We start from the raw sequence: 25,672 nt of genomic DNA, 5'->3' as shown, positions 1-25,672 counted from the left end.
GCTCAGCCCCTCGGCGCGGCGGTTTCGGTGCGCGGCTCGGCGGCCATGTGCTCGCCGACCCGCTTGACCAGCAGGGCCATCTCGTAGGCGATCTGGCCGATGTCCGCCTCGGCCTCGCTCAGCACGGCCAGACAACTGCCGTCGCCCGCGGCCGTGATGAACAGGAACGCCTCGTCCAGCTCCACCATGGTCTGCCGGACCCCGCCGACCTTGAAGTGCCCGCCGGCCCCCTTGGCCAGGCTGTGGAACCCGGCCGCGACCGCGGCGAGGTGCTCGGCGTCCTCGCGGTCGAGGTCGCGCGAGGCGCCGGTGGCCAGCCCGTCGCTGGAGAGGATCACCGCGTAGCGCAGGGCCGCGACCCGGCCCACCAGGTCGTCCAGGAGCCAGTTGAGGTCCCCGGACGGCTGCGTCGAAGTGGTCATGAATCAGTTCCTTCCGCTGGAGCGGGTGGTGCGGGTACTACGAGGGCTGCGGATCCTGCGGATCCTGAGGGTGCAGCGGGTCCTGCGGCCGTAGCGGGCACTGCCGGTGTTACGGGTCCTGCGGGTACGACGGTTCCTGCCGGTGCTACGGGTCCTGCCGGTGTGGCGGGCACTGCCGGTGCTACGGGCACTGAAGGTGTCACTGGTGGTACGGCCGGGACGGCCGCAGGGTTCCGCCGCACCGGCTGGCCCGGCGGGACCCGACGGGCGAGCGGCGCCCGGGCGGCGTCCCCGGGCGGGAGTGCGGGCAGCGCCGCCGGGGCGGGCGCCGGGCTGATCGCCAGCCGGGAGGTGTCCGGCGGCTGCCAGCGCGGTACGGCGACGGGCCGGGCACCCGACGCGGCCGTACGGTCCGCCGGGGCGGTGGTGCCGCGGCCGCGGGTGAAGCCGCGCTGGAACGAGGCGAAGGTGGCCCTGGCCTCCTCCGGCGAGCGTTCCCTGACCTCCGCGGCCCGGTCGGCCTCCCCTGTATCGGCGGCCTCCGCCGACGGTCCACCGGCCCGGCCCGCGGCCCCGGGTTCCCCGCGGAGGCGGTCCTTCGCCAGTTCCTTGAGCTGCGGAGCGAGGTTCGCCTGCCGGACCCGACGGGGCAGCCCGCCGGGCGTCCGGGGCGCGGCGTCGGCCCCAGCCGCGGCGACGGGGGCGGCGCCCCCGAACACGGCGTCCACCGGCGCGGCGTCCACGGGCACGGCGTCCACCGGCGCGGCATCCACGGGCACGGCGTCCACCAGGGCGGGCACCGCGGCGACTGCGGCTTGCCCCACGTCCCGCCGGTGCCGTCCCGTGCCCGTCCCGGTCTCGACGTCCGAGGCCGGCGCGGGCACCAGCACCGGACCGCCCTTGGTCCGTGCCGCCCGGCGCGGCAACCCGTTGGCCGTAAGCCCGGTCTCGGGCACGGACGGCCGCGGTCCGCCGGTCACCCGGTGCCGCCCGCCCGTGCCCCCGGCGGGCACCGGACCGGCAGACCCGCCCGGGTACGGATCCGTGGACGGCGACGTGGACATGGACGTGGACATGGACGTGGACGAATCCGCGAACGGAGACGCGCCCGCGGACGGGCCCGCGGCGCCGCCGGAGGCCGGGTCGGGCACCGCGACCAGGTCACGCCGCCCGGCCGTACGCCCGGCCGCCCGGCCCACCGGCCGTCGTCCTCCACCCGTGACACCGCCGGCACCGCCCCCGGCCGCGGGCGGCTCCGGCAATCCGTCCGGTGCCTCCGCCAGCAGCTCGCGCGGGATCAGCACCACCGCCGTCGTCCCCCCGTACGGGGACGGCCGCAGGTGGACCCGGATGCCGTGCCGCCGGGCGAGCCGGCTGACCACGAACAGCCCCAGCCGGTCGGTGTCGGCGAGGTCGAACTCCTGCTCCTCGGTGATGCGTTCGTTGATCTCGGCGAGCAGCTGTTCGCTCAGCCCGAGTCCGCGGTCGTCGATCTCCAGCGCGAAGCCGTGCGCCACCACCTCGCCCTGAACGGTGACTTGGGTGGTCGGCGGGGAGAACACGGCCGCGTTCTCCACCAGTTCGGCGATCAGGTGGGTGACGTCGGCGACGGCGCTGCCGAGCAGGCCGGTGCCGGGGAACGGCCGGACGGTCACCCGGGCGTAGTCCTCGACCTCACCGACCGCCGCGCGGACCACGTCCACCATCCGGACCGGCTTGCGCCAGGCGCGTCCGGGCGAGCCGCCGGCCAGGATGATCAGGCCCTCGGCGTGGCGGCGCATGCGGGTGGTGAGGTGGTCGACCTTGAAGAGGTCCTCCAGCTCCGCCGGGTCCTCGGTGCGGCGCTCCATGGTGTCCAGCAGGGTGAGCTGCCGGTGCAGCAGCACCTGGCTGCGCCGGGCCAGGTTGACGAACACCGCCGCGACGCCGCGGCGCAGTTCGGCCTGCTCGACGGCGGCCTCCACGGCGGCCCGCTGGACCGCGTTGATGGCCTGGCCGACCTGTCCGATCTCGGCCTGGCCGAAGCGCAGTTCGGGTGCCTCGACGGCGACGTCCACCGGCTCGCCGCGGCGCAGCCGGAGCATGACGGACGGCAGTCGGGTGCTGGCGAGCTCATTGGCCGCGTTGCGCAGGTTGATCAGCTCGCGGGCCAGGCCGCGCCCGATCCGGAAGGAGATCATCACCGACAGCACGACGGCGACCAGGCCGATCGCGCCGGCGATGCCGCCGCGCCACAGCGCCGCGATCGCGGCCGAGCGCCCGCGCTCGTCCATCCCTGCGGTGATCCGGGAGTTGATCGAGGAGAGGTCGCCGAGCGAGCGGTCGGCGGTCTCCCGCCAGTTGTCGCCGTTGAGGGCCTGGACCACCCGGTCGGGGCCGCCGGCGCCGACGAAGTCCGCCTCGGCCCGGGCCAGCGCGCCCCAGGCCTCGCCGCCGCGCAGCGCGATGTAGTCGGCCTGGTCGGCGGGTTCCAGCTCGGCGATGTAGACGGTGAACAGGGCCTGCTGGTTGTGCAGGGCGTCCAGCGCGGCCTGGTACTGCTCGGCGGTGGGCCGGGCCGCGCCGGTGCGCAGGCCCTCCATCGCCGCGTCCTCCTGGGAGAGGTACTCGCGGGCGCGCACCAGCTCGATCAGGATGGTGCCCTGGCGCGGGAGTTGGCCGCTCTGCCGGGCGACGTACGCGGACCGGAAGCCGAAGACGGGGCGGATCAGGTCGCTGTACTGTCCGAGGGCGAATTCCCAGTTGAGCGCCAGTCGGCCGACCTGGGCGCGGAGCGGGCCGAGCTGGTCGGCCGCGGCGATGATCTGCAGCAGGCGGGCCCGCTGGCCGGTGGAGAGCCGGTCGCCGGCGGCGTCCTTCTTCTGGCGCAGCACCGCGAGGCTGTGGTCGGTGGCCGTCCGCGCGTGCTCGAAGCCGTCCCGGGCGACCGGCGAGTTCGGGTCGGCCAGGTGCTGGACGGCGGCGCGGCGCTCGTTCTGCAGGTCGCCGGTGTACTGGTCCACCGCCGCCCCGTAGTCCTTGTACGCACTGCTGATCGACAGCTGGCTCCAGGCGTCCCCGGTGGCGGCGAGCGTCGCGTACGCCCACAGGGCGACGAGCGCGACGATGGGCACCAGGAGCAGCGCGATGATCTTCGCGCGGATCGAGCTGCTGCGCAGACGCATGGAGTCCTCGGTCGGGGAAGTGCCAGGCGCGGACGGGGAGCGGTTCGGAGGGCTTCCGGGGTACTGGTGGGACGGCAGGCTTGACGGCAGGCTGGACGGCGGGCGGGGCGGTACTCGGGGAGTCCTGGACAGGGAGCTGCGGGGGCTCCCGGTCACGGGTCTGCGAGACTCTACTACGCCCTGACCACACGTTCGAGGGTCGAACCGATCCGCTTCTTCGCCTTGCCCCGGACACGTCAGGGGACGGCCGCGATCCACCCCGCTCCACCCCGAGCCGGACCCGGCCCCTCCTCCCCGGCCCGTCGCCGTGCCGTCACCGACGACTCGCACTCGGCTCCCGGGGCACCCCCGGGGCACCCACCGCCGCCTCCGCGACTCCTCCCCAACTGCGACACCATCCGTGCTGACCGGTGTCGATCTCGTCGCGTCACCGTCACAACCCTGGGCAGTGACAGGCCGATCCGATAGTTTCGCACCACCCCGCACGACCGGGCGCCGCCATCCCGGTGCCCGTGCGCCGGGGCCGACGGACAGCGCCGCGAGACGCGAACTGGGGAGGACTGTGCGCGAGTTCACCACCCCCGCCCCGGCCGGGACCGAGGCCACCGGAGGACTCGCCGACTCCTTGTACGACACCGCCGAACGCCGCCCCGACCTGGTGCAACTGTCCCGGCGGACCGGCGACGGACGTTGGCAGGACGTCACCGCACGGGAGTTCCGGGACGACGTCCTCGCCCTCGCCAAGGGCCTGCTGACCCGCGGCGTGCGCTACGGCGACCGGGTCGCCCTGATGTCCCGCACGCGATACGAGTGGACGCTGTTCGACTACGCACTCTGGTCGATCGGTGCGATCACCGTCCCGGTCTACCCCACCGCCGCGCCCGAGCAGGTCCGCTGGATCCTCGCCGAGACCCAGGCGGTGGCCTGCCTGGTCGAGGACGAGGACGCCGCGATGACCGTCGGCGCGGTCTGCGACGCCCTGCCCGACCTGACCGGGATCTGGCAGCTGGACCGCGACTGCGTCGCCGCGATCACCGAGGACGGCCTGGGCGTCCCCGACGCCCTGGTGCACCGCCAGCGGCTCGGCGTCACCGCCGCCAACATCGCCACCGTGGTCTACACCTCGGGCACCACCGGACGCCCCAAGGGCTGCCTGATCAGCCACGCCAACCTGGCCGCCGAGGCCGACTCGCTGCTCGTCGGCTGGGGCGAGGTGCTGCGCGACACCGGCGGTGGCGGCCAGCCCGCCACCCTGCTCTTCCTGCCGCTGGCGCACGTCTACGGACGGGCGGTGCAGATCGCGGCGATCCGCGGCGGCTTCCGGATCGGGCACGTCCCCGAGGTCTCCACCGACGCGCTGCTGCCCGCCCTGGCGAGCTTCCGGCCGACCTTCCTGCACGCCGTCCCGTACGTCTTCGAGAAGATCTTCCAGCGGGCCAGGCGCGCCGCCGAGGAGGCCGGGCGCGGCGAACTCTTCGAGCAGGCCCGGCAGGTGGCCGTCGACTGGGCGGCCGCCCGGGAGCAGAAGGCCTTCGGCCGCGGACCCGGCCCCGGTACGGCCCTGCGGCTGCGCCACCTGGCCTACGAGCGGACCGTCTACCCGAAGCTGCGCGCCGTGCTCGGCGGGCGGGTGCGCACCGTGATGTGCGGAGGCTCCTCGCTGCGGCGGGACCTGGGCCTGTTCTTCACCGGCGCCGGGCTCCAGTTCTACGAGGGCTACGGCCTCACCGAGACCAGCGCGGCGATCACCGCCAACCCGGCCGGCCGGCAGAAGCTCGGCACCGTCGGACAGCCGGTGCCGGGCGCCTCGGTGGCCATCGCGGACGACGGCGAGGTGTGGGTGCGCGGCGGCTCGGTCTTCGGCGGCTACCTCAACCACCCGCAGTGCACGGCGGAATCACTGGTCGACGGCTGGTTCGGGACGGGCGACCTGGGCCGGCTGGACGAGGACGGCTACCTCACCATCACCGGCCGCAAGAAGGACCTGATCGTCACCAGCAGCGGCAAGAACCTCGCCCCGACGGCACTGGAGGAACGGGTCGAGGCGCACCCGCTGGTCTCCCAGTGCCTGGTGGTCGGCGACGACCGCCCGTACGTGGCGGCGCTGATCACCCTCGACCCGGCCGCGCTGGCGCACTGGCTCAAGACCCACGGACGGGAGCAACTGGACGCCTGGGCGGTGCTGGCGGACGAGCAGCTGCACGTCGAGGTCCAGCGCGCGGTGGCGGCGGCGAACACCGCCGTCTCGCGGGCCGAGTCGATCCGCGCGTTCCGCCTGCTGCCACGGGAGTTCAGCCTGGAGCAGGGACTGCTGACCCCCTCGCTCAAGCTGCGGCGGACGGCGATCGCGGAGTACTACTCGACGGACATCGAGGAGCTGTACCTCTCCTGAGCCGGGCCCGACCTCCGTCCGAACCATGCCGTCGGGCAGGTTTTCTGACGTACCGTCTTGTCCCCTTTCGGGACGGATCGTTCGCGCTGCGGTTCACCTGCCGTTCCCTTGACGGGTGGATTGGTCCAGTCCATTGTTGCTCTTCGGTCCGAGTGCGGCGCACCTGCACCACCCGCTCCCGCCCCTCCGGGAGCGCCCCGGTTCCACGGTCCAGATTCCCGTTCCGCGCCCTCCCCACGGGCGTGCCCCCACCTGCTGGAGTCCTCACGTGTCGATGTCCACGCGCCTGTCCGCGCTGGCCGCCTCCGTCGCGCTGCTCACCGCCTTCGCCGTCCCGGCGGCCTCCGCCTCCCCGACGGCCTCCCCGACGGCCTCACCCACGACCCCCGTCTCCCCCGCCGGCGGCGCGGGCGCCACGACCGTCAACCTGGCCACCAACCCCGGCTTCGAACTGCCCTCCCCCGCCCTCGCCGACTGGGGCAGCATCCCCGGCTGGAGCTGCACCGGCGGCCCGGCCGAGGCGGCCGTCACCACCTCCGGCGCACACTCCGGCACCTCGGCGCTCACCGTCACCCCGGCGAACGACGACTCCACCGGCGAGTGCGCGCAGACCGTCGCCGTCCAGCCCGGCACCACCTACACCGCTTCGGCCTGGGTGCGCGGCAACTTCGTCTACCTGGGTGCCACCGGCACCGGCCGGGACGTCGCCCCCGCCTGGACCGAGACCACCTCCGGCGGCTGGCAGCAGCTGACCACCCGCTTCACCACCGGCCCGAACACCCACAGCATCCGGCTGTACGTGCACGGCTGGTACCAGCAGGGCCCGTTCTCGGTGGACGACGTACGGGTCGACGGCCCGGCGCCCGCCCCGGCGGTGGCGGCCGGCTCGATCCCGACCACCGACAAGGTCGTCTTCTTCACCGTGGACGACGGCTGGCAGCGCACCCCCGAGGCGGAACGCTTCATCGCCGACCACCACCTGCCGATCACGGCCTTCCCGCTGCCGATGCCGGCCGGCACCGACCCGGACTTCTTCAAGCGGGTCACCGCCGTGCCCGGCTCCTCCGTGCAGGACCACAGCGTCTCGCACTCCGACCTGAGCAAACTCCCCCTGGAGCAGCAGCAGGTGGAGATCTGCGACGCGCGCGACGCGATGACCCGGCTGTTCGGCACCGCGCCCGTGGTGTTCCGCCCGCCGTTCTTCGCCTGGAACGCCGACACCCTGCAGGCCGCCGCGAACTGCGGCACCCGCACCGTGCTGACCGCCGACGCCGACTACAGCTGGGGCGCCTCCAACATCTGGCACCCGGGCCCGCTCCAGCCGGGCGACGTGATCCTGATGCACTGGACCGACACCCTCGCCACCGACCTGCCCCGCGCCCTCGCCGCCGCCGACGCCGCGGGCCTCAAGCCGGCCGGGCTGATCGACTACCTGCACTGACCGGCCCGCCCCGGGCGGCGAACGGATGGCAGTCGACGCATGACAGCTGACAGATTTCAGATGATGAAATCTGTCAGCTGTTCTCTGTTATCTGTTCTCTGTCAGCTGTTACCCGTCATCCCTTCGCGGTCGTCCCGTCGCTGCCACCGTCGGCCCCACCCCCTCTCCCCGCGCACGCTCCACGGTGATCACGCCTATTGACACGGCATCCACGGCCCACGTCTCATGGGGGTGTGCAGCGCGGCGTCGGCCACAGAGAAGTGGGCCGGCCGGCAGTCGGGCCAGCACCTTGCACGCAAAGGGACGATGCGCGATGAGTACCTTCTCCGCTGCCCTGATCTGACCCAGGCGGCCACCACGGTGTCCGCCCGTTCGTCGCGTGATGCCGTGTGTGGCCGCGCCCCCTCACTCGCAGGAGACTTCACCACACACATGCCCATGTCCTTCAACCTGAATGTCATCGAGGAGTTCCGCGCCAACGACGGCCGGGTCGGCGGTCCGTTCGAGGGCGGCGACCTGCTGTTGCTGACCACCACCGGGGCGCACTCCGGCCGGCCGCACACCGTACCGCTCGGGTACGTCCGGTCCGAGGGGCTGCTCCTGGTCATCGCCTCGGCGGCCGGCGCGCCGGAACACCCGCAGTGGTACCGCAATCTGCTGGCCCACCCCGTGGTCAGGGTCGAGCTCGGCACCGAGACCTTCGACGCGATCGCGGTACCCGCCGAAGGCCCGCGCCGGGGGCGACTGTTCGCCGCCGTCGTCCGCCGGGCACCCGGGTACGGCGACTACCAGGCCCACACCGAGCGGGAGTTGCCGGTGGTCGTCCTGGAGCGCCCCGAAGCGCCGCCGGGCCACCCGCGCGACGTCCGCAGCCTGGCCGACAAGCTGCTGGAGGCGCACAGCTGGCTGCGGGCCCAACTGCGCCACGTCCGGGCCGAGGCCCAAGCCCACTCCCCTGGCCGCCCGGCCGGGCTCGGGCTGCAACTGCGCCAGCACTGCCTGGCGTTCTGCGAGGGGCTGACGCACCACCACACCGGCGAGGACTCCGCGATCTTCCCCGCCCTCGCGCGCAGCCACCCCGAACTCGCCGGAGTGCTGGAGCGGCTCGGTGAGCAGCACCGGGCGATCGGACGGATCAAGGAGGAGCTGCTGGCGCTGCTGGCCGGGATCCAGGTCACGGATCCGGATCAGCTCCGCGCCGAACTGGACCGGATGTCGGCCGAGTTGGAGGCGCACCTCGCCCACGAGGAGGCGGAGCTGCTGCCCGCTCTCGCCGGGATCCCCTTCCCGCCGGTGCGGCCGGGCCCCGGCGCCGGGCGCTGACGCGGCGGTGCCGCCGTCCCTTCCCAGGTCCTGGGAGGGGACGGCGGCACCGGCGTCACACCGTCAGCCCACCGGGATGGCGACCCGACGGGACGGCGGAGCGGGCAGAGCGGCAGAGCGGCAGAGCGGCAGAGCGCGGACGCTCAGGACTGGCTGAACACCGGGAGGTAGCCGTTGGCCTGGCCGGCCGAGTTGGGGTGGTAGCTCTCGTCGATCGGCAGGGTGGTGCTGTGCAGCCAGGTGTCCTGCGAGCCGCAGATCTCGTGGCCGGAGAAGACGTCACGCACGTCGCCGAAGGTGAAGCCGGCGTTGGCGACCTCCTTGGCGATCACGCCGTCCAGGGTGTCGGCGGCCTCGTTGATGGCGGCACGCTTGGTGTCGCCGATGCCGAAGAGGCAGTAGCCGCCGATCTGGTAGAGGTGCGGGTAGCCCATCACCACGACGTGGGCGTTCGGGGCCTTGGCGCTGATGGCGTTGTACACCTGGTCCAGCTGGCCGGGCAGGGTGTTGGTCGCGTAGTTCTCGGCCGTGCTGACGGCGTTGAGGCAGTCGCTGTCGGAGCCCAGCACGCAGGTCTTCATGGTGCTGGAGAAGCCCGCGTCGTTGCCGCCGACCGAGAGGCTGACCAGCGTGGTGCCGCTGTTCAGCGCGGAGATCTGGCTGTTGAGGATGTCACCGGTTCTCGCGCCCGAGCAGGCGACGAAGGAGAAGGAGGCCGGGGAGTTCGCGTTCGTCCAGAGCTCGGCGTACGCGTTGGCGCTGCGCTTGCAGCTGCCGCTGTCGCCCAGGTAGTTGCCGGCACCGACGCCGGCCGAGTAGGAGTCGCCGAGGGCGACGTAGTTCACGCCGGCCGCGTTGGCGGCTGACGCCGTGAAGAGCGTCGTCATGGTGAGGGCCGCCGCGATCGCGGCGACGGAGAGGGCACGGGCAGGGCGGAGCATCGCACCTCCAGGTATGACGCGGGTCACAGAAAGGGATACCAAGCGGTAATCGAACACGGAAGCGTTCATGCCAAAGACATTGACGGGCAGTCTGCTGGCGCGGAAGTGAACTGCCGCGCGCGCAAGGTCAGTTCACGCCGACCGCCACCCCGGGCGCCGGCGCACCCGCGGACATGCGGACACGCACAGGCGGACGCGCGCTCCGGCACGGAACAACGCGCCGGTGCCTGCCGGCCGTGACCGCCCGGCACCGGCGTACTCGACGCCGCTTCGCTCAGGAGCGGCTGAACACCGGGAGGTAACCCCCGGACTGGCCGGCCGAGTTCGGGTGGTAGCTCTCGTCGATCGGCAGCGTGGTGCTGTGCAGCCAGGTGCTCTGCGAGCCGCAGATCTCGTGCTCGGCGAAGGCGCTGCGCACGTCGCCGAAGGTGAAGCCTGCGTTGGCGACCCGCTTGGCGATCACGCCGTCCAACGTGTCGGCCGCACCGTTGATGGCGGCACGCTTGGTGTCACCGATGCCGAAGATGCAGTCGCCGCCGACCTTGTACAGGTGCGGGTAGCCCATCACCACGACGTGGGCCTTCGGAGCCTTGGCCTTGATGGCGGAGTACACCCGGTCCAGCTGGCCGGGCAGGGTGTTGGTCGCGTAGCTCTTCGCCGTGTTGACGGCGTTGAGGCAGTCGCTGTCCGAGCCCAGCACGCAGGTCTTCATCGTGTCGGCGAAGCCCGCGTCGTTGCCGCCGATCGACAGGCTGACCAGCGTGGTGCCGGTGTTCAGCGCGGAGACCTGACTGTTGAGCACATCGCCGGTTCTCGCCCCCGAACAGGCCACGAAGGAGAAGGAGGACGGCTTGTTCGTGTTCTTCCACAGGTACGCGTACGCATTGGTGCTGCGCTTGCAGCTACCACTGTCGCTCAGGTAGCTACCGGCGCCGACGCCGGCCGAGTACGAGTCCCCGAGGGCGACGTAGTTGACACCCGCCGCGTTGGCGGCTGACGCCGTGAAGAGCGTCGTCATGGTGAGACCGGCCGCAATGGCGGCGACGGACAGGGCACGAGCAGGGCGGAGCATGGCACCTCCTGATATGACGCGGGTCACAGAAGGGATACCAGGCGGTAGCCCGGCACGGAAGCGCTCATGCCAAGGACATTGACGGGCCGTCTGATAGCGCAAACGTGAACTACCACCGACCGAGCGTGAGTTCGCCCAGGTGGGTGTGGGTGTACGTCGACGCGCGTCGGTCATCGCGTGTAGACAAAAAACTTCCGAGAAGTCAGCTCGCCGTCAGCCACCGGTCAGGCTGCGGCCGCCGGTGCGTCGGTTCCGCGCCCGCAGCCGGGCAGCCCTGCTCCGGGGACGGCGCGCCGCCGGCCGCGTTCCGGGGGCCCGGTTCAGTACCGCGGGACGCGTCCGCCGCCCGGGTACACCGGGCCGGGGAAGACCGTGCAGCCCTCGACCGGGAGCTCCTCGATCTCCTCGTTCGCGGCGGCCGGCACACCGAGCCAGTGGACGGCGGTGGCGACCGCCGCCCGGGCCTGGCGCAGCCCGGGCTCGCCCCAACCCAGTAGCTCGACCGCGAGCCCCGGCGCGACCAGCAGCCGCCGGTAGTGCCGGCCCGAGGCCGGATCGGCCGCGCTCGGACCGACCGCCCGCAGCGCCGCCGCCATCCGGACCCGGGCGCACTCGTGCCCGCCGTTCGCCGAGCCGACCCGGTCGTACAGGTAGCCGAGGTAGTACGGCCGGCCGATCACGGCCTGGGCCTCCTCCCCCGCCTCCCGCGCCAGGGCGGCGGCCGGGTCGCCGTCGTCCTCCGGCTCCAGCGAGCCGCCGGGCAGCGAGCAGATCCCGTCCCGGGGGTTGACCAGGGTCAGCACCCGGCCGTCCGGGGCGAACAGCCAGCCCCAGGACTGCTTCATCGGCAGCCCTTCCGGCACCTGCTCACCCGGCCGCCACGGCCAACCCGCCGTGGGACGCCGGCGCACCTTCCCGAGCAGCTCGGCGATCTCCGCCGTGAACTCGATCCGGCCCATGCCGCGCGTCCCCCCTCTCGGTGTCGGGCTCGCCGGACCCTACGGAGCACGGTACGGAGCGGAGCGACCGGAGTGGCGGCGTGGGGGACCGCGCACTCCTGCTGTTGATCTTCTCCGATCTTCCCCGAACAGGCGGTCGATGAACAGTCCCCAGCGCCGCATGGTGGATGCGGAGGCCGCGAACGCCCTGATCACCCCAGCAGCCCACCCCCGCCCCCGGCCTCCGGGAGGCCCGGCAGCGGGAACCCCGGCTGCGGGACCGCACCGGGCGGGAAGGGCAGCCCGCGCGCCGCGTCGTCGGCCAGCTCGTCGAACACCTCGTGGGCGGTCATCGGCCGCAGCCGCCCACCGGCCAGCGCCCAGCCCCGCACCCGCGGACCGCTCCTCGCCCCGTCCGCGAGCCCGCCCGGCGGAGCGCTCGCCGACCGCCCCGAAGGGTGGTCCGAGGGTCGGTCCGCCTCCCAGTCCGGGGCCCGGTCCGGGGCCCGGTCCGCCGCGTGGCCCGCCGACCGGTACGGCGACGCGGCCGGATCGCCGTGCAGCAGCAACGCCCCCGCACCGCCCGAGGCCACGCCGGCCGCGAGCGTGACGCAGAACGCCTCCACGTCCCGCCCGGCGGGTAGCAGCCGCCCCGCCTCGACGCAGACGTCCACCGCCGAGGTGAGCTGCTCACCGTCCTCCGGGCCGTGGCAGCGCAGCGTCAGCAGGTGGCAGCCCTCCCCCGCACCCTCGGCCAGCGCCAGGTACACGGACGTCACGTACCGCATCACGGCCGCCATCCGCCGCTGCCCGGCCAGGTCGTCGCCCAGCACGTCGAGCAGCGCCGCACAGCCGACGGACATCCGCACCCGCGCCCGGTGGTCGTCCAGCAGCACCGGGAGGAGGTCGGCCATCGGCTCCCCCGCGTAGACGAAGGGCTCCCCGGCGAGCTCCGGATCCCCCGCGTACGCGACCCGGGCGGCTGACGCCCGGGGGTCGAGGCCGAGCGCGGCGCAGTAGTCCTCGAAGTCACCCGCCTCCAGGACGCGCAGGTGCACCTCCAGCCCCTGCTGGTACAGGCCCCTGAGCTGCTCCTCCGCCCGCACCAGGTACTCCCGGTGCCCGAGCGCGCCGAACAGCCCGTACTCGGCCAGCACGGCGAAGTCCTCCGCCTCGACGGCCAGCGCCACCGCCACCGGCTGGGGCGGCGCCCCGCGGGCCCGGCCGTCGCGCCGCCCCCGCGCCCCGGCTCCCCCGGCCCCGACGGCCCGCGCACCCGGCGGTCGCCCCGCGCCCGGCGGCGCGGCCCCACCGGGCCCACCCGCCGACGGCCGCCCGAACCCGGGGCCGGCCCCACTCCCGGGCCCGCTCCCGGGCCCGCTCCCGGGCCCGGATGCGTTCCCGGGCCCGGACCCCGGCCTCCGCCCGCCGGACAGCAGCGCCCCCGGCGCCCGCAGCAGCCGCTTCCGCACCACCACGACGCCCAACACCTCGTACACCGACTCCCTCATGGTCATGGTCTCCTCCTGTCCCGTCGGCCTCCGACCCCCGGATCCGCCGACGCCACGGAACATACACAGAGCCACTGACAATCCACCCCGAGTAATCGAACACCGGCGCCCGAGGCTCCCCAGAGGAGCAACATTTGCCCCCAAGGCCATCCACCGCAGCCCGCCAAGGGGCAAACATGAGCCCCTCGTCGACCCCCCGCCCACCGTCCACCCGCCACTCGCCCACCGCCCGCCCTCGGCTCGCCCAGCGGACAACCCCCCGTGGCCACTGAGCAGGCCGGGATTGTCAGCGCAGCGACTGAGGTCGAGCCCGGTGGAAGGCGAGACCAGTCGTGTCACTGCGGCCGAACTGGTGGTTCCCCCGCTGTACGTCCAGGACATCTTCAACCTGGCCCCTGGCGACCAGCTTGTCCGGCGGGAGTACATCGCAGGCCGGGGGAAGACCCGAACCATGCTGGCAGTCGCCTGGTCCCGGCTCACTTCGCCGCCGTGGTCCCCGACCTGCTGTCGACCGCGCCCGGCAAGAACGCGGGGCTCACGGCAAAGGTGCTCGAGGCCTCCGGTCGGACGATCACGCATGCCCGGGACCAGCAAATGAGAGAACCGCCCCGGCCAAGTAGGCCGGGGCGGTTTGCTTTGCTTCGAGCGTTCTGAGGAGCGCGAGGAACGGGTTCCCGGAGGCAACCGGCTCAGGCCGGGGATCGGGCACTGGAGCCGGGGGCGTGGTCTTGGCGGGGCGGTAGGAGTCCATGCGGACGACCGTGGCCGGGCGCCGACATGCGGCAGCAGTTCGGAGGAGTCCCCACCTGGCGCCTCCTCGGCGCGCTAGTTCCCCTCATCTCCGCATGCCTTCAAAACCTCCGACCGCGCCCGGCTCGCCTGACCATCCCCAGCGTCTTGGGCATACCAATTTCTCAATAGGCTGTCTTCATATGTCTCAAGCCGGGATTTTATGTCATAGTCAAGCTCTGGGAGATCTAGAGCATCTTTCGCCTGATTGATGATCTGCTGTCGATTTTGATATGTAGTATAGCCATTCGGCTCATACTTGACGAGCGCGCTCTTCATCCACCCGCAGGCCGTGTTGTTCACTAATTTCGGAAGGCCCCAGGATATTGCGCCAACCATAACTACGGCCCCCATTGCTACGACTACTGCATCGCGGGCCTTCTTTGCCGTGAGACCACCCGATCGTTCGGTTGCACTGCTCGCGCCATCTTGGCCTTCGGAGTTGCTTTGCCGCTGTTCCAGTGGCCCGCGTGTGTTGACAGCGGGCACCGGCGTGGCAGGTGATGGCCTGTTGAGCAGTAATTTCTCAACCTGCTGTTGCCGCTCAAGCTCTATGGCTGCTCTCAAGTAGGCTTGGCTATCCTTCTTCGGCAGCAGGACCTTGTGCTCAGTCTGCGGCCCACCGGGGTTCTCCGAGCGAGAAGGTCCGGCAAGGAAGACCAATGCTGTTGAAATGCCGAGCCGCTGTTCGGGCTTCTTCTCAAGTAGCAGACGGACGACTGTTCTAAGCGGGTCACGGGCCTTCACGAGCGGTGGAGGCTCATCCATCAGCACTGCGGACATGGATGCCATTGACGTCTCCCTCCTGAACGGGGAGATTCCTTCAATGGCTTGGAAGAGCGTGGCTCCGAGGGAGAAGAGGTCGCTGACCGGCATGTCGACCCGTCCCCGGATTCGCTCGGGCGCCATGTACTCCGGGGAGCCAATGACTGTCCCCGACGCAGTCAGCACCGTGTCGTTCTCGTGCCGGGCGATCCCGAAGTCGGTGAGAAGGATTCTTCCGTCGGAGGCCATCATGACGTTGGCCGGTTTGACGTCGCGGTGGAAGATACCGGCGCGGTGAGCGGCGTCAAGGGCTTCCAGGAGTGCCCTGGCAACCTTGAGCGCCGTGTCACGGGGCAACGGGCCACGCTGCCTGACGTATTCGTCCAACGAGCAGCCGTTGACCAGTTGCATCACGATCCACGGGCGGCCGGCATCCACGACGACTTCGTGAACGGTCACGATGTTGGGGTGATCGCGGAGCTTGGCGGCACTTCGGGCCTCACGCGCGGCGCGCTTGAGGCGCTCGTTGTACTCCTCCTCGAACTGCGCGGGTGGGAGCCAGATCTCCTTGATCGCTATGTCTACGTCAAGGTGCTCGTCGTGAGCCTTCCAAACCCGTCCGAAGCCACCCGACCCCAGGCTGGAGACCAGCCGGTACTTCCCCCCGACGAGCTGGCCAGGGCTTGCCTCGTGAGCCATCGTGTCCCCCGGGCTCTCGCACCAACGAGCAGTCGGGTTCGAGCGTACGCAGTGTGTACATGACGGGACCAGACATCGGCGGAACTCGATCGAGATCGAAATGCAGTCGCCCATGCGGCCCTGCACATGGGGATCGTGGCAGGGATCATCGTCCTCTTCGAGCCGGACCAGGCCCAGGCGGAGAGCCCGGCGGGCGAAGAGCGGGCCGTGCTCCTGGTGCACGCCCTCGGGGTACGGTGATGAGCCGTGGACGGCTCACTACCTCCGGCACTTCTTCGCCTCCGGTGCCATCGCGGGTGGGGTGTCCCCCCTGGAGGTCTCCCGTTGGCTCGGGCACTCCACGATCCGGATCACCGCCGACATCTACGGCCGCCTCTCCCCTGATGCGCGAGAGAGACTGAGGACCGTGATGGACGAGGCTCTGTCGGTGGGTCCTGTGATACTCGGTACTGACCAGGCACTGGCCGCGTGACCCGTGCTGACTCGGTGCTGACCCGGAGGACATCAAAGTGGCAAACGTGCAGGTAGGAGCGCTGTAGTGAGACTGCTGCATACCTCCGACTGGCATCTCGGGCGCTCGTTCCACCGGGAGAGCCTGCACGACGCCCAGCGCGCCTTCCTGGACCACCTCGTGGAGGTGGTCCGGTCCGAGGGCGTGGACGCCGTGCTGGTCGCCGGGGACGTGTACGACCGGGCGCTGCCCAGCCTGGACGCGGTCGCGCTGTTCGACGACGTGCTGCACCGGCTGGCGGAGCTCGGGGTCCCGACGGTCTTCATCAGCGGCAACCACGACTCGGCCCGCCGCCTCGGCGTCGGCGCCGGCCTGATCGGGCGCGCCGGGATCCACCTGCGGACGGACCCGGGCGCGTGCGCCGAGCCCGTCCTGCTGGCGGACGAGCACGGCCCGGTGGCGGTGTACGGGCTGCCCTACCTGGAGCCGACGCTGGTCCGCGAGCGCTTCGGCCTGGCCAAGGGCGGGCACGCGGCGGTGCTCGGCGCGGCGATGGAGCAGGTCCGCGCCGACCTGTCGGCCCGCCCGGAGGGGACGCGGGCGGTGGTGCTCGCGCACGCCTTCGTCACCGGCGGAGCACCGAGCGACAGCGAGCGGGACATCGCCGTCGGCGGGGTCGCCGCCGTCCCCGCCTCGGTGTTCGACGGGGTGCACTACGCCGCGCTCGGCCACCTCCACGGCTGCCAGACCCTCGCCCCCCACCTGCGGTACAGCGGCTCCCCGCTCGCCTACTCCTTCTCCGAGGCGCGCCAGCGCAAGACCATGTGGCTGGTCGACCTCGCCGCCGACGGCGCGGTGACGGCCGAGCGGGTCGACTGCCCCCGACCGCGCGCCCTCGCCGCCCTGCGCGGCACCCTCGCCGAGCTGCTCACCGACGAGAGGTACACCGAGGACGAGCAGTCCTGGGTGCAGGCCACGCTCACCGACGCCGCCCGCCCGGGCGAGCCGATGGAGCAGCTGCGCCGCCGCTTCCCGCACACCCTCCAGCTGCTGTTCGACCCCGAGGACGGCGGCACCGAGCCGGCCCGGTCGTACGCCTCCCGGGTCAGCGGCCGGGAGGACCTGGAGATCGCCGAGGGCTTCCTGCGGCACGTCCGCCCCGGGGCCGAGCCGGAGCCGGACGAGCTCGGCTGGCTGCGCGAGGGCTTCGAGCACGTCCGCACGGACGCCGACCGGAAGGCGGACCTGCCCCGATGAGGCTGCACCGGCTCACCGTCACCGCCTTCGGCCCGTTCGCGGGCAGCGAGACGGTGGACTTCGACGCGCTCGCCGCCGGCGGGCTGTTCCTGCTGCGCGGGGCGACGGGCGCGGGCAAGAGCAGCGTGCTGGACGCGGTCTGCTTCGCGCTGTACGGCGAGACGCCCAACGCCCGCCGGGCCAACCGGCTGCGCAGCGACCACGCCGACCCCGGACAGCTGACCCAGGTCGAGCTGGAGCTGACGCTGGGCGGGCGCCGGCTGCGGATCACCCGGCTGCCCGAGCAGCGCCGGCCGAAGAAGGTCGGCACCGGCACCACCGTCGAGCGGCCGCAGACCCTGCTGCGCGCGTGGGCCGCCGACGCGGGCGACGGCGCCCCCGGCTGGCAGCCGGTCAGCAAGTCGCACCAGGAGGCCGGGGAAGAGATCCACCGGCTGATCGGCATGAGCCGGGAACAGTTCTGCCAGGTGGTGCTGCTGCCGCAGGGCGACTTCGCCCGCTTCCTCAAGGGGGACTCCGAGGAGCGCGGCAAGCTGCTGCGCCGCCTCTTCGACACCGAGCGCTACGGACACGTCGAGGCCTGGCTCGCCGACCGGCGCCGCACCCAGGAGACGGCCGTCCAGGCCGGACGCCGACGCCTGCGGGACCTCGCCAGCAAGGCCGAGCAGGCCGCCGGCCCCGGGGCCGAACCCGCCGGGGCGTGGGTGCCGGCCGAGGACGGCGACGCCGACCTCGCCCCCGGGCTGCTCGGCTGGGCCGCGATCCTGCGCGGCGGCGCGGCCGAGCAGCTCACCGTCGCCGAGGCCGCCCTCGCGGGGGCCGAGGCCGCGCACCGGGCCGCCCAGCACGGGCGCGAAGGCGCCGAGGAGCTCGCCGCCCGCCAGCGCCGGCACCGGGAGGCACTGGCCGAGGCCGACCGGCTGGCCGCCTTCGAACCGGCCGCGGCGCGGGACCGGCAGCGGCTCGCGGCCGCCCAGGAGGCGGTCGGCGTGGAATCCGCGCTGCGCCTGCGGGAGAGCGCGGCCGAGGCGCTCGGCCGGGCCCGGGAGACGGAGCAGCGGCGCCGGGAGGCGCTGGCCCGTACCGGGATCGCGGAGCACGTCCCGGCCGGGGCCGGGGCCGGTGCCGCCGAGCTGGCCGACGCGGAACTGCGGCTGCGCGCCGAGGTGGTCCGGCTGGAGACGGCCCGGGCGGAGGAGCGGCGTTGCGCCGAACTCGGCCGCGAGCAGCTCGCCCTGGCCGCGGAGCGGCGCGGCGCCGAGGAGCGGGCCGAGGAGGCCGAGGACTGGCTGGCCGAGTTCGACGGCGAGCTGGGCCGCCTGGAGGAGCAGCAGGAACGGGCCCGGACGGCGGGCGTCCGGGTCGAGCAACTGGACGGCCGGCGCGCCGAGTCGACCACCCGCCTGGCCGCGGCCCGGGAGCGGGACGGCCTGCGGGTGGAGATCGCGGCGGCCGAGCCGAGGGTCGCCGAGCTGCGCACGGCCGCGCTGGACGCCCGTGAGTTCGGCCTGGACCTGCGGGACCGCCGACTGGCCGGCATGGCCGCCGAGTTGGCCGAGCAGCTCCGCTCGGGCGAGGCCTGCCGGGTCTGCGGCTCGGCCGAGCACCCGGCGCCCGCCGAGGCCGCCGACGGCGGCCGGGTGAGCGCCGAGGACGAGGAGCGGGCCGGTCGGGCGCAGGCCGCCGCCGAGCGGGCCTGGGGCGAGGCCGACCAGGCGCTGACCGCGCTGCGGGTGCGCGAGGCGACGGCCGCCGGTGCGGCCGGCCCCGAGGCAGCGGAGGTGCTCGCGCGCTCGCTCGCCGAGCTGGAGCGGGAGCACCGCGCCGCGCTGCACGAGGCGGAGGCGCTCGGCCGGGTCGGCCGGGAGATCGCCCGGCTGTCGCAGGACCGCACCCGTCGGCTGGACGAGCTGAACGAGGCCAAGGAGCGCGCCGCCGTCCTCACCGACCGGCTGCAGGCCCTGGCGGACGACCAGCGGGCGCTGAGCGCCAGGGTGTCGGCCGCGCGCGGCGCGGCCGCCTCGGTCGCCGACCGGGCCGCGACGCTGGGCCGGCTCGCCGAGGCGGTCGCCGCGGTGGCCGGGGCCGCGCGGGCGGCGTCGGAGGCGCGGGAGCGGCTCGACGCGGCCGAGGAGGAACTCGGCAAGGCCGCCGCGGCGGCGGGCTTCCCGGATGCCGGGGCCGCGCTCGCCGTCCTACTGCCCCGGGAGGAGCGGGAGCGGCTGGAGGCCCGGCTGGAGCGGCACCGCGCGGAGTCCGCCGCCGTCCGGCACGAGTTGGCGCTGCCCGAACTGGCCGAGGCCGCCGCCCGTCCGCCGGTCGACCTGCCCGCCGCCGCGGCCGCGCTGAGCGCCGCCACCGACCGCCTCGGCCGGGCGCACGCCGCCCGGTCGGCCGCCCGGGAGCGCTGCGCGGCACTCGCCGAGATCGGGGACCGGCTGGGCGAGCTGGCCGCCGAGCTGGCCCCGACCCTGGAGCGGTACGGGCGGATCAACCGGCTGGCCGCGCTGGCCGCCGGCACCTCCACCGAGAACCGGCTGCGGATGCGGCTGGAGTCGTACGTGCTCGCGGCCCGGCTGGAGCAGGTCGCGGCGGCGGCCAGCGACCGGCTGGTCCGGATGTCCGGCGGCCGCTACACCCTGGTCCACAGTGACGACCGCGGCACCGGCAACAAGCGCTCCGGACTGGCCCTGCGGGTCGTCGACGCCTGGACGGGCACCGAGCGGGACACCGCCACCCTCTCCGGCGGCGAGAGCTTCTTCGCCTCGCTCTCCCTCGCCCTCGGCCTGGCCGACGTGGTCACCGACGAGGCCGGCGGGATGCCGCTGGACACGCTCTTCATCGACGAGGGCTTCGGCACCTTGGACGAACAGTCCCTGGAGGAGGTGATGGACGTCCTCGACGGCCTGCGCGAGCGGGACCGCGCCGTCGGCATCGTCAGCCACGTCGCCGACCTGCGCAGCCGCATCCCGGCCCAGCTCCTGGTCCGCAAGGGCCGCCACGGCTCCACCCTCGCCCTGGCCGGCCGGGAGGACGCCTGACGCCCACCCCGCCCTACACGCCCAAAACGCCCGCCCCGCCCTACACGCCCAAAACGCCCGCCCCGCCCGACACGCCCAAAACGCCCGCCCCGCCCGACACGCCCAGCCCGCTCAGCCCGAACAGGCGATCCGCTGGGCCTGCTGCCAGGCACAGGTCGGGCACAGGGTGCTGCCCGGCTGGTCGGCGGGCAGCACCGTCGGCTCACCGCACAGCACGCAGTCGGCCCGCGGTCCCTCCGCCCCCGGGTCCTCCCGCAGCGCCGCCTCCGTCGCCCCCACCGGCACCGGCCCACAGGCCGCCGCGTCCCCGCCCACCACGGCGCCGTCCGTCCTGCTCTCACTCATGCCGCCTTCCTACTCCCCGCCCCCACCCCGCCGCAAGGCGGGCCTGCGGCCCGGGGCTAGCGTGGCCGGCATGGTTGGCACAAGCGGCACAGTCGGCACGGTCGGCACGGTTCGTGGGTCCGGGGGTCTGCGGCGGCAGTTGCGGGAGGCCCGGGCGGGCGGGCCGACGTACGCGGAGGTGGGGGCGACCCGGGGTGGGCCGTTGCCGGAGGGGTACGCGCACCTGCGCCGACGGGTGCACCTGGGGCGGGGGCCGGAGGTGCTGGAGCGGGCCGGGCGGTACGTGCTCGGGTGGGGCAGCCAGCTGGGGACCGGGTTCGCGGTGTACCCGGGCGGGCCGGTCCGGGACGGGGCCACCGTGCTGCTGCGGCTGAGCCTGCCGGGCAGCCGGTGGCCGAGGCTGGTGATCCCCTGCCGGGTGGTGTGGACGGTGGCCGGGCCGGACCGGATCGGGTTCGCGTACGGGACGCTGCCGGGGCATCCGGAGTGCGGGGAGGAGTCGTTCCTGGTGTCGATGGACGCCGACGGCGAGGTGTGGTTCGAGGTGGCCGCGTTCTCCCGGCTGTCCGCCTGGTACGCCCGGCTGGGCCGGCCGGTCGCTCTGCTCTGCCAGTACCTGGCGATCGAGCGCTACCTCGCGGCCGTGGCCGGCCACGTCGCGAGGCTCGACCCGTAGCTCAGCGGGTCGTCCGGCCCGTGGTCCCACCCGTAGCTCAGCGCGTAGTCCGGCCCGCAGCCCGGCTCGCAGACCGGCCCGTCACTCAGCCGAGGAAGGACAGCCGCACGGTGCGGCGCGGGTTGTCGCCGTTGGTGTCGATCAGCACCACGGACTGCCAGACGCCGAGGGCCAGTTGGCCGCCGAGCACCGGAAGGGTGGCGTGCGGGGCGACCAGGCCGGGCACCACGTGGTCCCGTCCGTGGCCGGGGCTGCCGTGCCGGTGGCGCCAGCGGTCGTCCGCGGGGAGCAGCGCGCGCAGGGTGGCGAGGAAGTCGTCGTCGCTGCCCGAGCCGGTCTCCAGGACGGCGATCCCGGCGGTGGCGTGCGGGACGAAGACGTTGAGCAGCCCGTCCCGCCCGGCGGCCCGCTCGTCGAGGAACGCGGCGCAGCGGTCGGTGATGTCCAGCGCGACCTCGCGGTTGCCGGTGGTGATCTCCAGGGTGGTGGTCTGGAAGGACCCGGTCGCCCCGGCTGACGTGGAGTGGTTGTTGTCCGCCATGGCGCCATCCTGGCCCAGGTCGACCGGTCGGGCGTACTGCCTCGCCGACTGCCCACGCGGGGGCGGCGGCCTCGCGTAGGGTGAAAGGTTCAGACCAATTTGGCGGTCCCGTCTCCGGATACGCCGACGACCCGACGGGCCGGTGGTCCGTCGGGTCGTTCGTGAGCCGGTCCCGGGCCGAGGCCGCGGGCCTGCTCCAGGGTCTCAGCCGCGCCCGCCGAAGAGGCTGCGGCGCAGCCGGCGCAGCGGCGCCAGCAGCGAGACCCGGGTGTGGCGACGGCGGGCCGCCGCCGGGGTGTCGGCGCCGCGCGGCGTCAGCTCCCTTATCAACCCGAGCGCCTCGGCGGTGTCCACCGCCGGGAGCGCGGGCGCGCCGAGCACGGCCAGGTGTCGCTCGATCCGGCGGCCGGTCGCGCCGACACCGCACTGGACCGCCGGCACACGGGGCCGAGTCCGCACTTGCATGTGTTCCATCAGTTTTCCCACCCCTACGAGGCGCCAGGGCCGTGAGGCGAAGACTATCCGTGAGGGACGGCCTTCGCGCAACCGTCCTCGGTGTTGTGCCACCGTACCGTGCGGCGTCAACTGACGATGCACCAGGGGCAGCTCGGGCGGTCACGACTAGGCATCAATGATGGTGCACGACCCGCCATTCGTCACCAGGGCCAGGAGGCGCGGCCCCGGCGTCCGTCCGCGCGGTGCACGCCGCGCGCAGGCGGGTGCGGGCGGGCCCGAGCCGGCGTACGACAGGCACTCCCGCGGCGCCGACTGCGACCTCGACTGCGGCGTCGACGAATCGCCCCCATATAGGGGACAGTCGCGAGGTCGACAAAACGATCACCAGCGGGTGGTCGACCGCACGCAAGCCGATTCATGAAGTGAACACATACGAGGGATTGACTCGCGTCGATCCTCCAAGCAGTATCTGAGGCACGCACCGGTGCCCGCACCGCACGCAGGTGCGTGTTCGAGTCGTGAAGCGACTCGATCGAACTCCGGCTCCTGCGGGCCACTGCCCGGTCACCTCGACGCTGCGGTGACCAGGCCCGTACGGTGCCCGGACCGGCGGCCGGCCGTAGAGGGTCGGCCCGGCCGCCACCAGACTGCCGGTGCCACCCCGTTCCGGGGCCAGGCACCGGCGGTCCCGGACCGGTGATCACCCCCGCTCCGACCCCCGGCGCCGGCCTCCGCGCCACCTGGTCCCGCCCGACCACCGCCCCCGTCCCGTCCCGGGCGGACGTCCCCGCAGGTCGCACCGCGTGGATCGGTAGACTCGGCCAGCGTGTCCCTCCTCCTCAGCATCGTGCTCCCGGTCCACGGCGTGGAGCGGTACCTGCCGCGCTGCCTCGACTCGATCCTCGGCGAGACCCCCGCCGCCGAGACCCGCTTCGAGGTCATCGCGGTCGACGACCTCTCCCCCGACGGCTCCGGCGCGATCCTGGACGCCTACGCCGCCCGCGACCCCCGGCTGCGCGTGATGCACCTCACCGAGAACCAGGGCCTCGGCGGCGCCCGGACCGCCGCCCTGCCGCAGGCGCGCGGCGAGTACGTCTGGTTCGTGGACAGCGACGACTGGCTGCCCGAGCGGACGGTCGGCGTGATCCTGGACGAGCTGACGCAGGAGCGCCGCCGCGAGGCGCCCGCCGACGTCCTGCTCACCGACTTCACCCACGTCTACCCGGACGGCGGGAGCGAGCCCAACCCCTGGCGGCACGTGCTGGTCGGCTCCCCGCTGGTCGAGGGCTGCACGGTGGCCGAGCACCCGGCGCTGTTCCAGACCGTGATGTCGGTGTGGAACAAGGTGTTCCGCCGCGCGTTCCTGGAGGGCCTCGGGGTCTCCTTCGGTCGCGGCTACTACGAGGACATCTCGGTCACCTACCCCGCGCTGCTGGCCGCCGGGCGGCTGCGCTACCTCGACCGCCCCTGCTACAACTACCGGCGCGGCCGGGACGGCGCGATCACCGCCACCGCCTCCCCCAAGCACGCCGACGTGTTCGCCCAGTACGACGCCATCTTCGCCTTCCTGGACCGGTGCGAGCGCCCGGACGGCCCCGGACGGCCCGTCCCGCCGGCGCTGCGCACCCTGGTCTTCGACCGGACCGTCCGGCAGGCGCTGAACGTCTACGACACCCCCGGACTGGTCCCGGTCGACCGGCGCCGGGACTACTTCCACCGGGTCGCCGCGCACTTCGAGCGCCACCGCCCGGCCGACTACCGCTTCCCCGGCGGGGTGCGCGGCGTGCAGTACCGGCTGGCCTCGCGCGGCGCCCGGATCGCGTACGCCGAGCTGCGCCGCACCGGCCGGCTGCCGCGCGAACTCAAGCGCGGGGCACGGGCGGTGGCCCCCGCGGTGAAGAAGGGCGTGCGCAGCGGCGCCCGGTTCACGGCGTACAACGCGTTCCGCCGCCTGCCGCTGGACGAGCACCTGGCGGTCTACGCCGCGTACTGGCACCGGGGTTACGCGTGCAGCCCGGCGGCGATCTACGAGAAGGCGAAGGAACTCGCCCCGCAGATCCGCGGCGTGTGGGTGGTGGAGAACCGCCGGCAGGCCGACGCGATGCCGCCCGGCGTCCCGTACGTGATCGTCAACACCCCGGCGTACCTCAAGGCGATGGCGACCGCGAAGTACTTCGTGAACAACGTCAACTTCCCGCGCACGATGGCGAAGCGGCCGGGCACGGTGCACGTCCAGACCCAGCACGGCACCCCGCTCAAGGCGATGGGGATGGACCTGCGGGGCCGCCCCGAGGCCGCCGCCGAGGGGATGGACTTCGACCGGCTCCAGGAGGCCGTCGACCGCTGGGACTTCCTGGTCTCCTCCAACCCGCACACCAGCGAGCACTTCGCCCGGGCCTTCCCGGGCCGCTACGAGATGCTGGACACCGGCTACCCGCGCAACGACCGGCTGGCCAACTCCACCCCGGGGGAGGTCCTGGCCATGCGCGAGCGGCTGGGGCTGCGGCCCGGCACCACGTCGGTGCTGTACGCGCCGACCCACCGCGGCGGCAAGGGCGGCTACGTGCCGCTGCTGGACGTGGCGGAGCTGGCGCGGGCGCTGGGCCCGCGGTTCACGCTGCTGGTGCGCACCCACTACTTCCACGCCGACGGCCCGGGCGACCTGACGGCCGGTGAGGACGCGGCGGAGATCGTGGACGTGTCGGCGCACCCGGTGGTCGAGGACCTCTACCTGGCGGCGGACGCGCTGGTGACGGACTACTCGTCGATGATGTTCGACTACGCGGTGCTGGACCGACCGGTCGTCATATTCGCTCCGGACTGGGAGGAGTACCAGCGCGAACGCGGCGTGTACTTCGACCTGTTCGCGCAGCCGCCGGGCGCGGTCACGGTCGACGCGGCGGGGCTGGCGCGGGCGCTGCGCGCGGGCGACCCGGAGCCGGGTGCGCGCAAGCGGTTCCGGGAGAGGTTCTGCGTCTGGGACGACGGCGGGGCGGCGGAGCGGGTGGTGCGCCGGGTGTTCCCGGTGGCTCCGGCGGCTCCGACGGACAGGCCGTAGGGCGGGCGGCAGGACGGGCGGGAGGACGAACGACGGGGCCTGCGGACGGGGCCGGTGCCGCCGGTACGGCGACCGGCCCCGTCCGTGCGGGCTCAGCGCTGGCGGGCGGCCAGGAACTCCTCGAAGTCCAGGTAGCCCTGGTGACGGGTGTCCATCGCGTGGATCAGCGCCTCGGCCATCGAGATGGTGACGCTGTGGTCGCCCATCTCGTTGGCGGCCAGCGCGTACTCGGCCGGGGTGATCTTGCCGTCGCCGTTCTTGTCGAAACGGTCGAACATCTCCTTGATGGCCGCGACGCTCTCCATCGTTCCTCCTGGGTACTGCAAATTCTTGCTCGGTTCGGACGGCCGTACCCTACCCGGCCGTGGTGTTCGCCACGGTCGGCGGGAG

The 25,672-nt window shown here is 73.4% G+C and carries 18 protein-coding genes and 1 pseudogene; 8 read left to right on the top strand and 11 right to left on the bottom strand.

Going from position 1 to position 25,672, the window contains the following annotated elements; genetic code table 11:
* Window positions 1–2: 2 nt before the first annotated feature.
* Complete coding sequence (locus tag ACFXOZ_RS12960; RefSeq protein WP_375891400.1) at window positions 3–422, bottom strand: roadblock/LC7 domain-containing protein; 420 nt, start codon at window positions 420–422, stop codon at window positions 3–5.
* A complete protein-coding gene (locus ACFXOZ_RS12955; protein WP_380589943.1) occupies window positions 419–3,586 on the bottom strand; it encodes a nitrate- and nitrite sensing domain-containing protein in 3,168 nt (1,055 codons plus the stop codon). Before ACFXOZ_RS12955 ends, ACFXOZ_RS12960 begins: the two co-directional genes overlap by 4 nt.
* Window positions 3,587–4,148: 562 nt before the next feature.
* On the opposite strand from ACFXOZ_RS12955, the gene ACFXOZ_RS12950 reads away from it, so the two are divergent.
* The 3 genes from ACFXOZ_RS12950 (at window position 4,149) to ACFXOZ_RS12940 (ending at window position 8,742) form a co-directional block, all read left to right on the top strand.
* Entirely contained in the window at window positions 4,149–5,978 is a 1,830-nt protein-coding gene (locus tag ACFXOZ_RS12950; RefSeq protein ID WP_380589940.1) for an AMP-dependent synthetase/ligase, read from the top strand.
* 274 nt (window positions 5,979–6,252) lie between these two features.
* Window positions 6,253–7,419, top strand: coding sequence for a polysaccharide deacetylase family protein (locus tag ACFXOZ_RS12945; RefSeq protein ID WP_380589997.1), 1,167 nt, complete (start codon window positions 6,253–6,255; stop codon window positions 7,417–7,419).
* Between the two features lie 432 nt (window positions 7,420–7,851).
* Window positions 7,852–8,742, top strand: coding sequence for a nitroreductase/quinone reductase family protein (locus ACFXOZ_RS12940; protein ID WP_380589937.1), 891 nt, complete (start codon window positions 7,852–7,854; stop codon window positions 8,740–8,742).
* Window positions 8,743–8,885: 143 nt separating this feature from the next.
* Here the strand turns inward: ACFXOZ_RS12940 and ACFXOZ_RS12935 are convergent, their stop codons facing one another.
* The 4 genes from ACFXOZ_RS12935 to ACFXOZ_RS12920 form a co-directional block, all read right to left on the bottom strand.
* Complete coding sequence (locus ACFXOZ_RS12935; RefSeq protein ID WP_380589934.1) at window positions 8,886–9,683, bottom strand: SGNH/GDSL hydrolase family protein; 798 nt, start codon at window positions 9,681–9,683, stop codon at window positions 8,886–8,888.
* Between the two features lie 274 nt (window positions 9,684–9,957).
* A complete protein-coding gene (locus ACFXOZ_RS12930; protein WP_380589931.1) occupies window positions 9,958–10,755 on the bottom strand; it encodes an SGNH/GDSL hydrolase family protein in 798 nt (265 codons plus the stop codon).
* A 320-nt stretch (window positions 10,756–11,075) separates the two neighbouring features.
* Window positions 11,076–11,714 (bottom strand): hypothetical protein, encoded by a 639-nt coding sequence (locus tag ACFXOZ_RS12925; RefSeq protein ID WP_375891388.1) that lies wholly within the window; start codon window positions 11,712–11,714, stop codon window positions 11,076–11,078.
* 191 nt (window positions 11,715–11,905) lie between these two features.
* Window positions 11,906–12,883, bottom strand: coding sequence for a hypothetical protein (locus ACFXOZ_RS12920; RefSeq protein ID WP_380589928.1), 978 nt, complete (start codon window positions 12,881–12,883; stop codon window positions 11,906–11,908).
* A gap of 550 nt (window positions 12,884–13,433) precedes the next feature.
* On the opposite strand from ACFXOZ_RS12920, the pseudogene ACFXOZ_RS12915 reads away from it, so the two are divergent.
* Window positions 13,434–13,810 (top strand): annotated as a pseudogene (locus tag ACFXOZ_RS12915) (GntR family transcriptional regulator); the annotation flags it as partial.
* A 219-nt stretch (window positions 13,811–14,029) separates the two neighbouring features.
* Here ACFXOZ_RS12915 and ACFXOZ_RS12910 read toward each other — a convergent pair.
* The gene (locus ACFXOZ_RS12910; RefSeq protein ID WP_380589925.1) at window positions 14,030–15,457 is read right to left on the bottom strand and encodes a serine/threonine-protein kinase; all 1,428 of its coding nucleotides are present in this window, start codon (window positions 15,455–15,457) and stop codon (window positions 14,030–14,032) included.
* Window positions 15,458–15,995: 538 nt separating this feature from the next.
* On the opposite strand from ACFXOZ_RS12910, the gene ACFXOZ_RS12905 reads away from it, so the two are divergent.
* Both ACFXOZ_RS12905 and ACFXOZ_RS12900 read left to right on the top strand, forming a co-directional pair.
* The gene (locus ACFXOZ_RS12905) at window positions 15,996–17,165 is read left to right on the top strand and encodes an exonuclease SbcCD subunit D (protein ID WP_380521068.1); all 1,170 of its coding nucleotides are present in this window, start codon (window positions 15,996–15,998) and stop codon (window positions 17,163–17,165) included.
* On the top strand, window positions 17,162–20,206 hold the full coding sequence (locus ACFXOZ_RS12900) for an AAA family ATPase (protein ID WP_380589922.1): 3,045 nt from the start codon (window positions 17,162–17,164) through the stop codon (window positions 20,204–20,206). Before ACFXOZ_RS12905 ends, ACFXOZ_RS12900 begins: the two co-directional genes overlap by 4 nt.
* A 111-nt stretch (window positions 20,207–20,317) precedes the next feature.
* Here the strand turns inward: ACFXOZ_RS12900 and ACFXOZ_RS12895 are convergent, their stop codons facing one another.
* Window positions 20,318–20,551 carry a hypothetical protein gene (locus ACFXOZ_RS12895; protein WP_380589919.1) on the bottom strand — a complete coding sequence of 78 codons (234 nt, stop codon included), beginning with the start codon at window positions 20,549–20,551 and terminating at the stop codon, window positions 20,318–20,320.
* Window positions 20,552–20,621: 70 nt separating this feature from the next.
* Between ACFXOZ_RS12895 and ACFXOZ_RS12890 the strand changes: the two genes are divergently transcribed.
* On the top strand, window positions 20,622–21,227 hold the full coding sequence (locus ACFXOZ_RS12890) for a DUF1990 family protein (protein WP_380521063.1): 606 nt from the start codon (window positions 20,622–20,624) through the stop codon (window positions 21,225–21,227).
* 85 nt (window positions 21,228–21,312) lie between these two features.
* Here the strand turns inward: ACFXOZ_RS12890 and ACFXOZ_RS12885 are convergent, their stop codons facing one another.
* Together ACFXOZ_RS12885 and ACFXOZ_RS12880 are read right to left on the bottom strand one after the other, a co-directional pair.
* Window positions 21,313–21,768 carry a YjbQ family protein gene (locus tag ACFXOZ_RS12885; protein ID WP_380521061.1) on the bottom strand — a complete coding sequence of 152 codons (456 nt, stop codon included), beginning with the start codon at window positions 21,766–21,768 and terminating at the stop codon, window positions 21,313–21,315.
* A 204-nt stretch (window positions 21,769–21,972) separates the two neighbouring features.
* Window positions 21,973–22,242, bottom strand: a complete 270-nt coding sequence (locus tag ACFXOZ_RS12880; protein WP_375891376.1) for a hypothetical protein — start codon at window positions 22,240–22,242, stop codon at window positions 21,973–21,975.
* An 808-nt stretch (window positions 22,243–23,050) separates the two neighbouring features.
* Between ACFXOZ_RS12880 and ACFXOZ_RS12875 the strand changes: the two genes are divergently transcribed.
* A complete protein-coding gene (locus ACFXOZ_RS12875; RefSeq protein WP_380589916.1) occupies window positions 23,051–25,282 on the top strand; it encodes a CDP-glycerol glycerophosphotransferase family protein in 2,232 nt (743 codons plus the stop codon).
* Between the two features lie 92 nt (window positions 25,283–25,374).
* Here ACFXOZ_RS12875 and ACFXOZ_RS12870 read toward each other — a convergent pair whose 3' ends face one another.
* A complete protein-coding gene (locus tag ACFXOZ_RS12870) occupies window positions 25,375–25,587 on the bottom strand; it encodes an EF-hand domain-containing protein (protein ID WP_375891373.1) in 213 nt (70 codons plus the stop codon).
* Window positions 25,588–25,672 lie beyond the last annotated feature (85 nt).

The sequence above is a fragment of the Kitasatospora sp. NPDC059160 genome (assembly GCF_042755465.1).
Classification (GTDB): Bacteria; Actinomycetota; Actinomycetes; order Streptomycetales; family Streptomycetaceae; genus Kitasatospora.
Note: the sequence above shows the minus strand (reverse complement) of the source record. Positions and strands in the feature narration are given on the sequence as shown.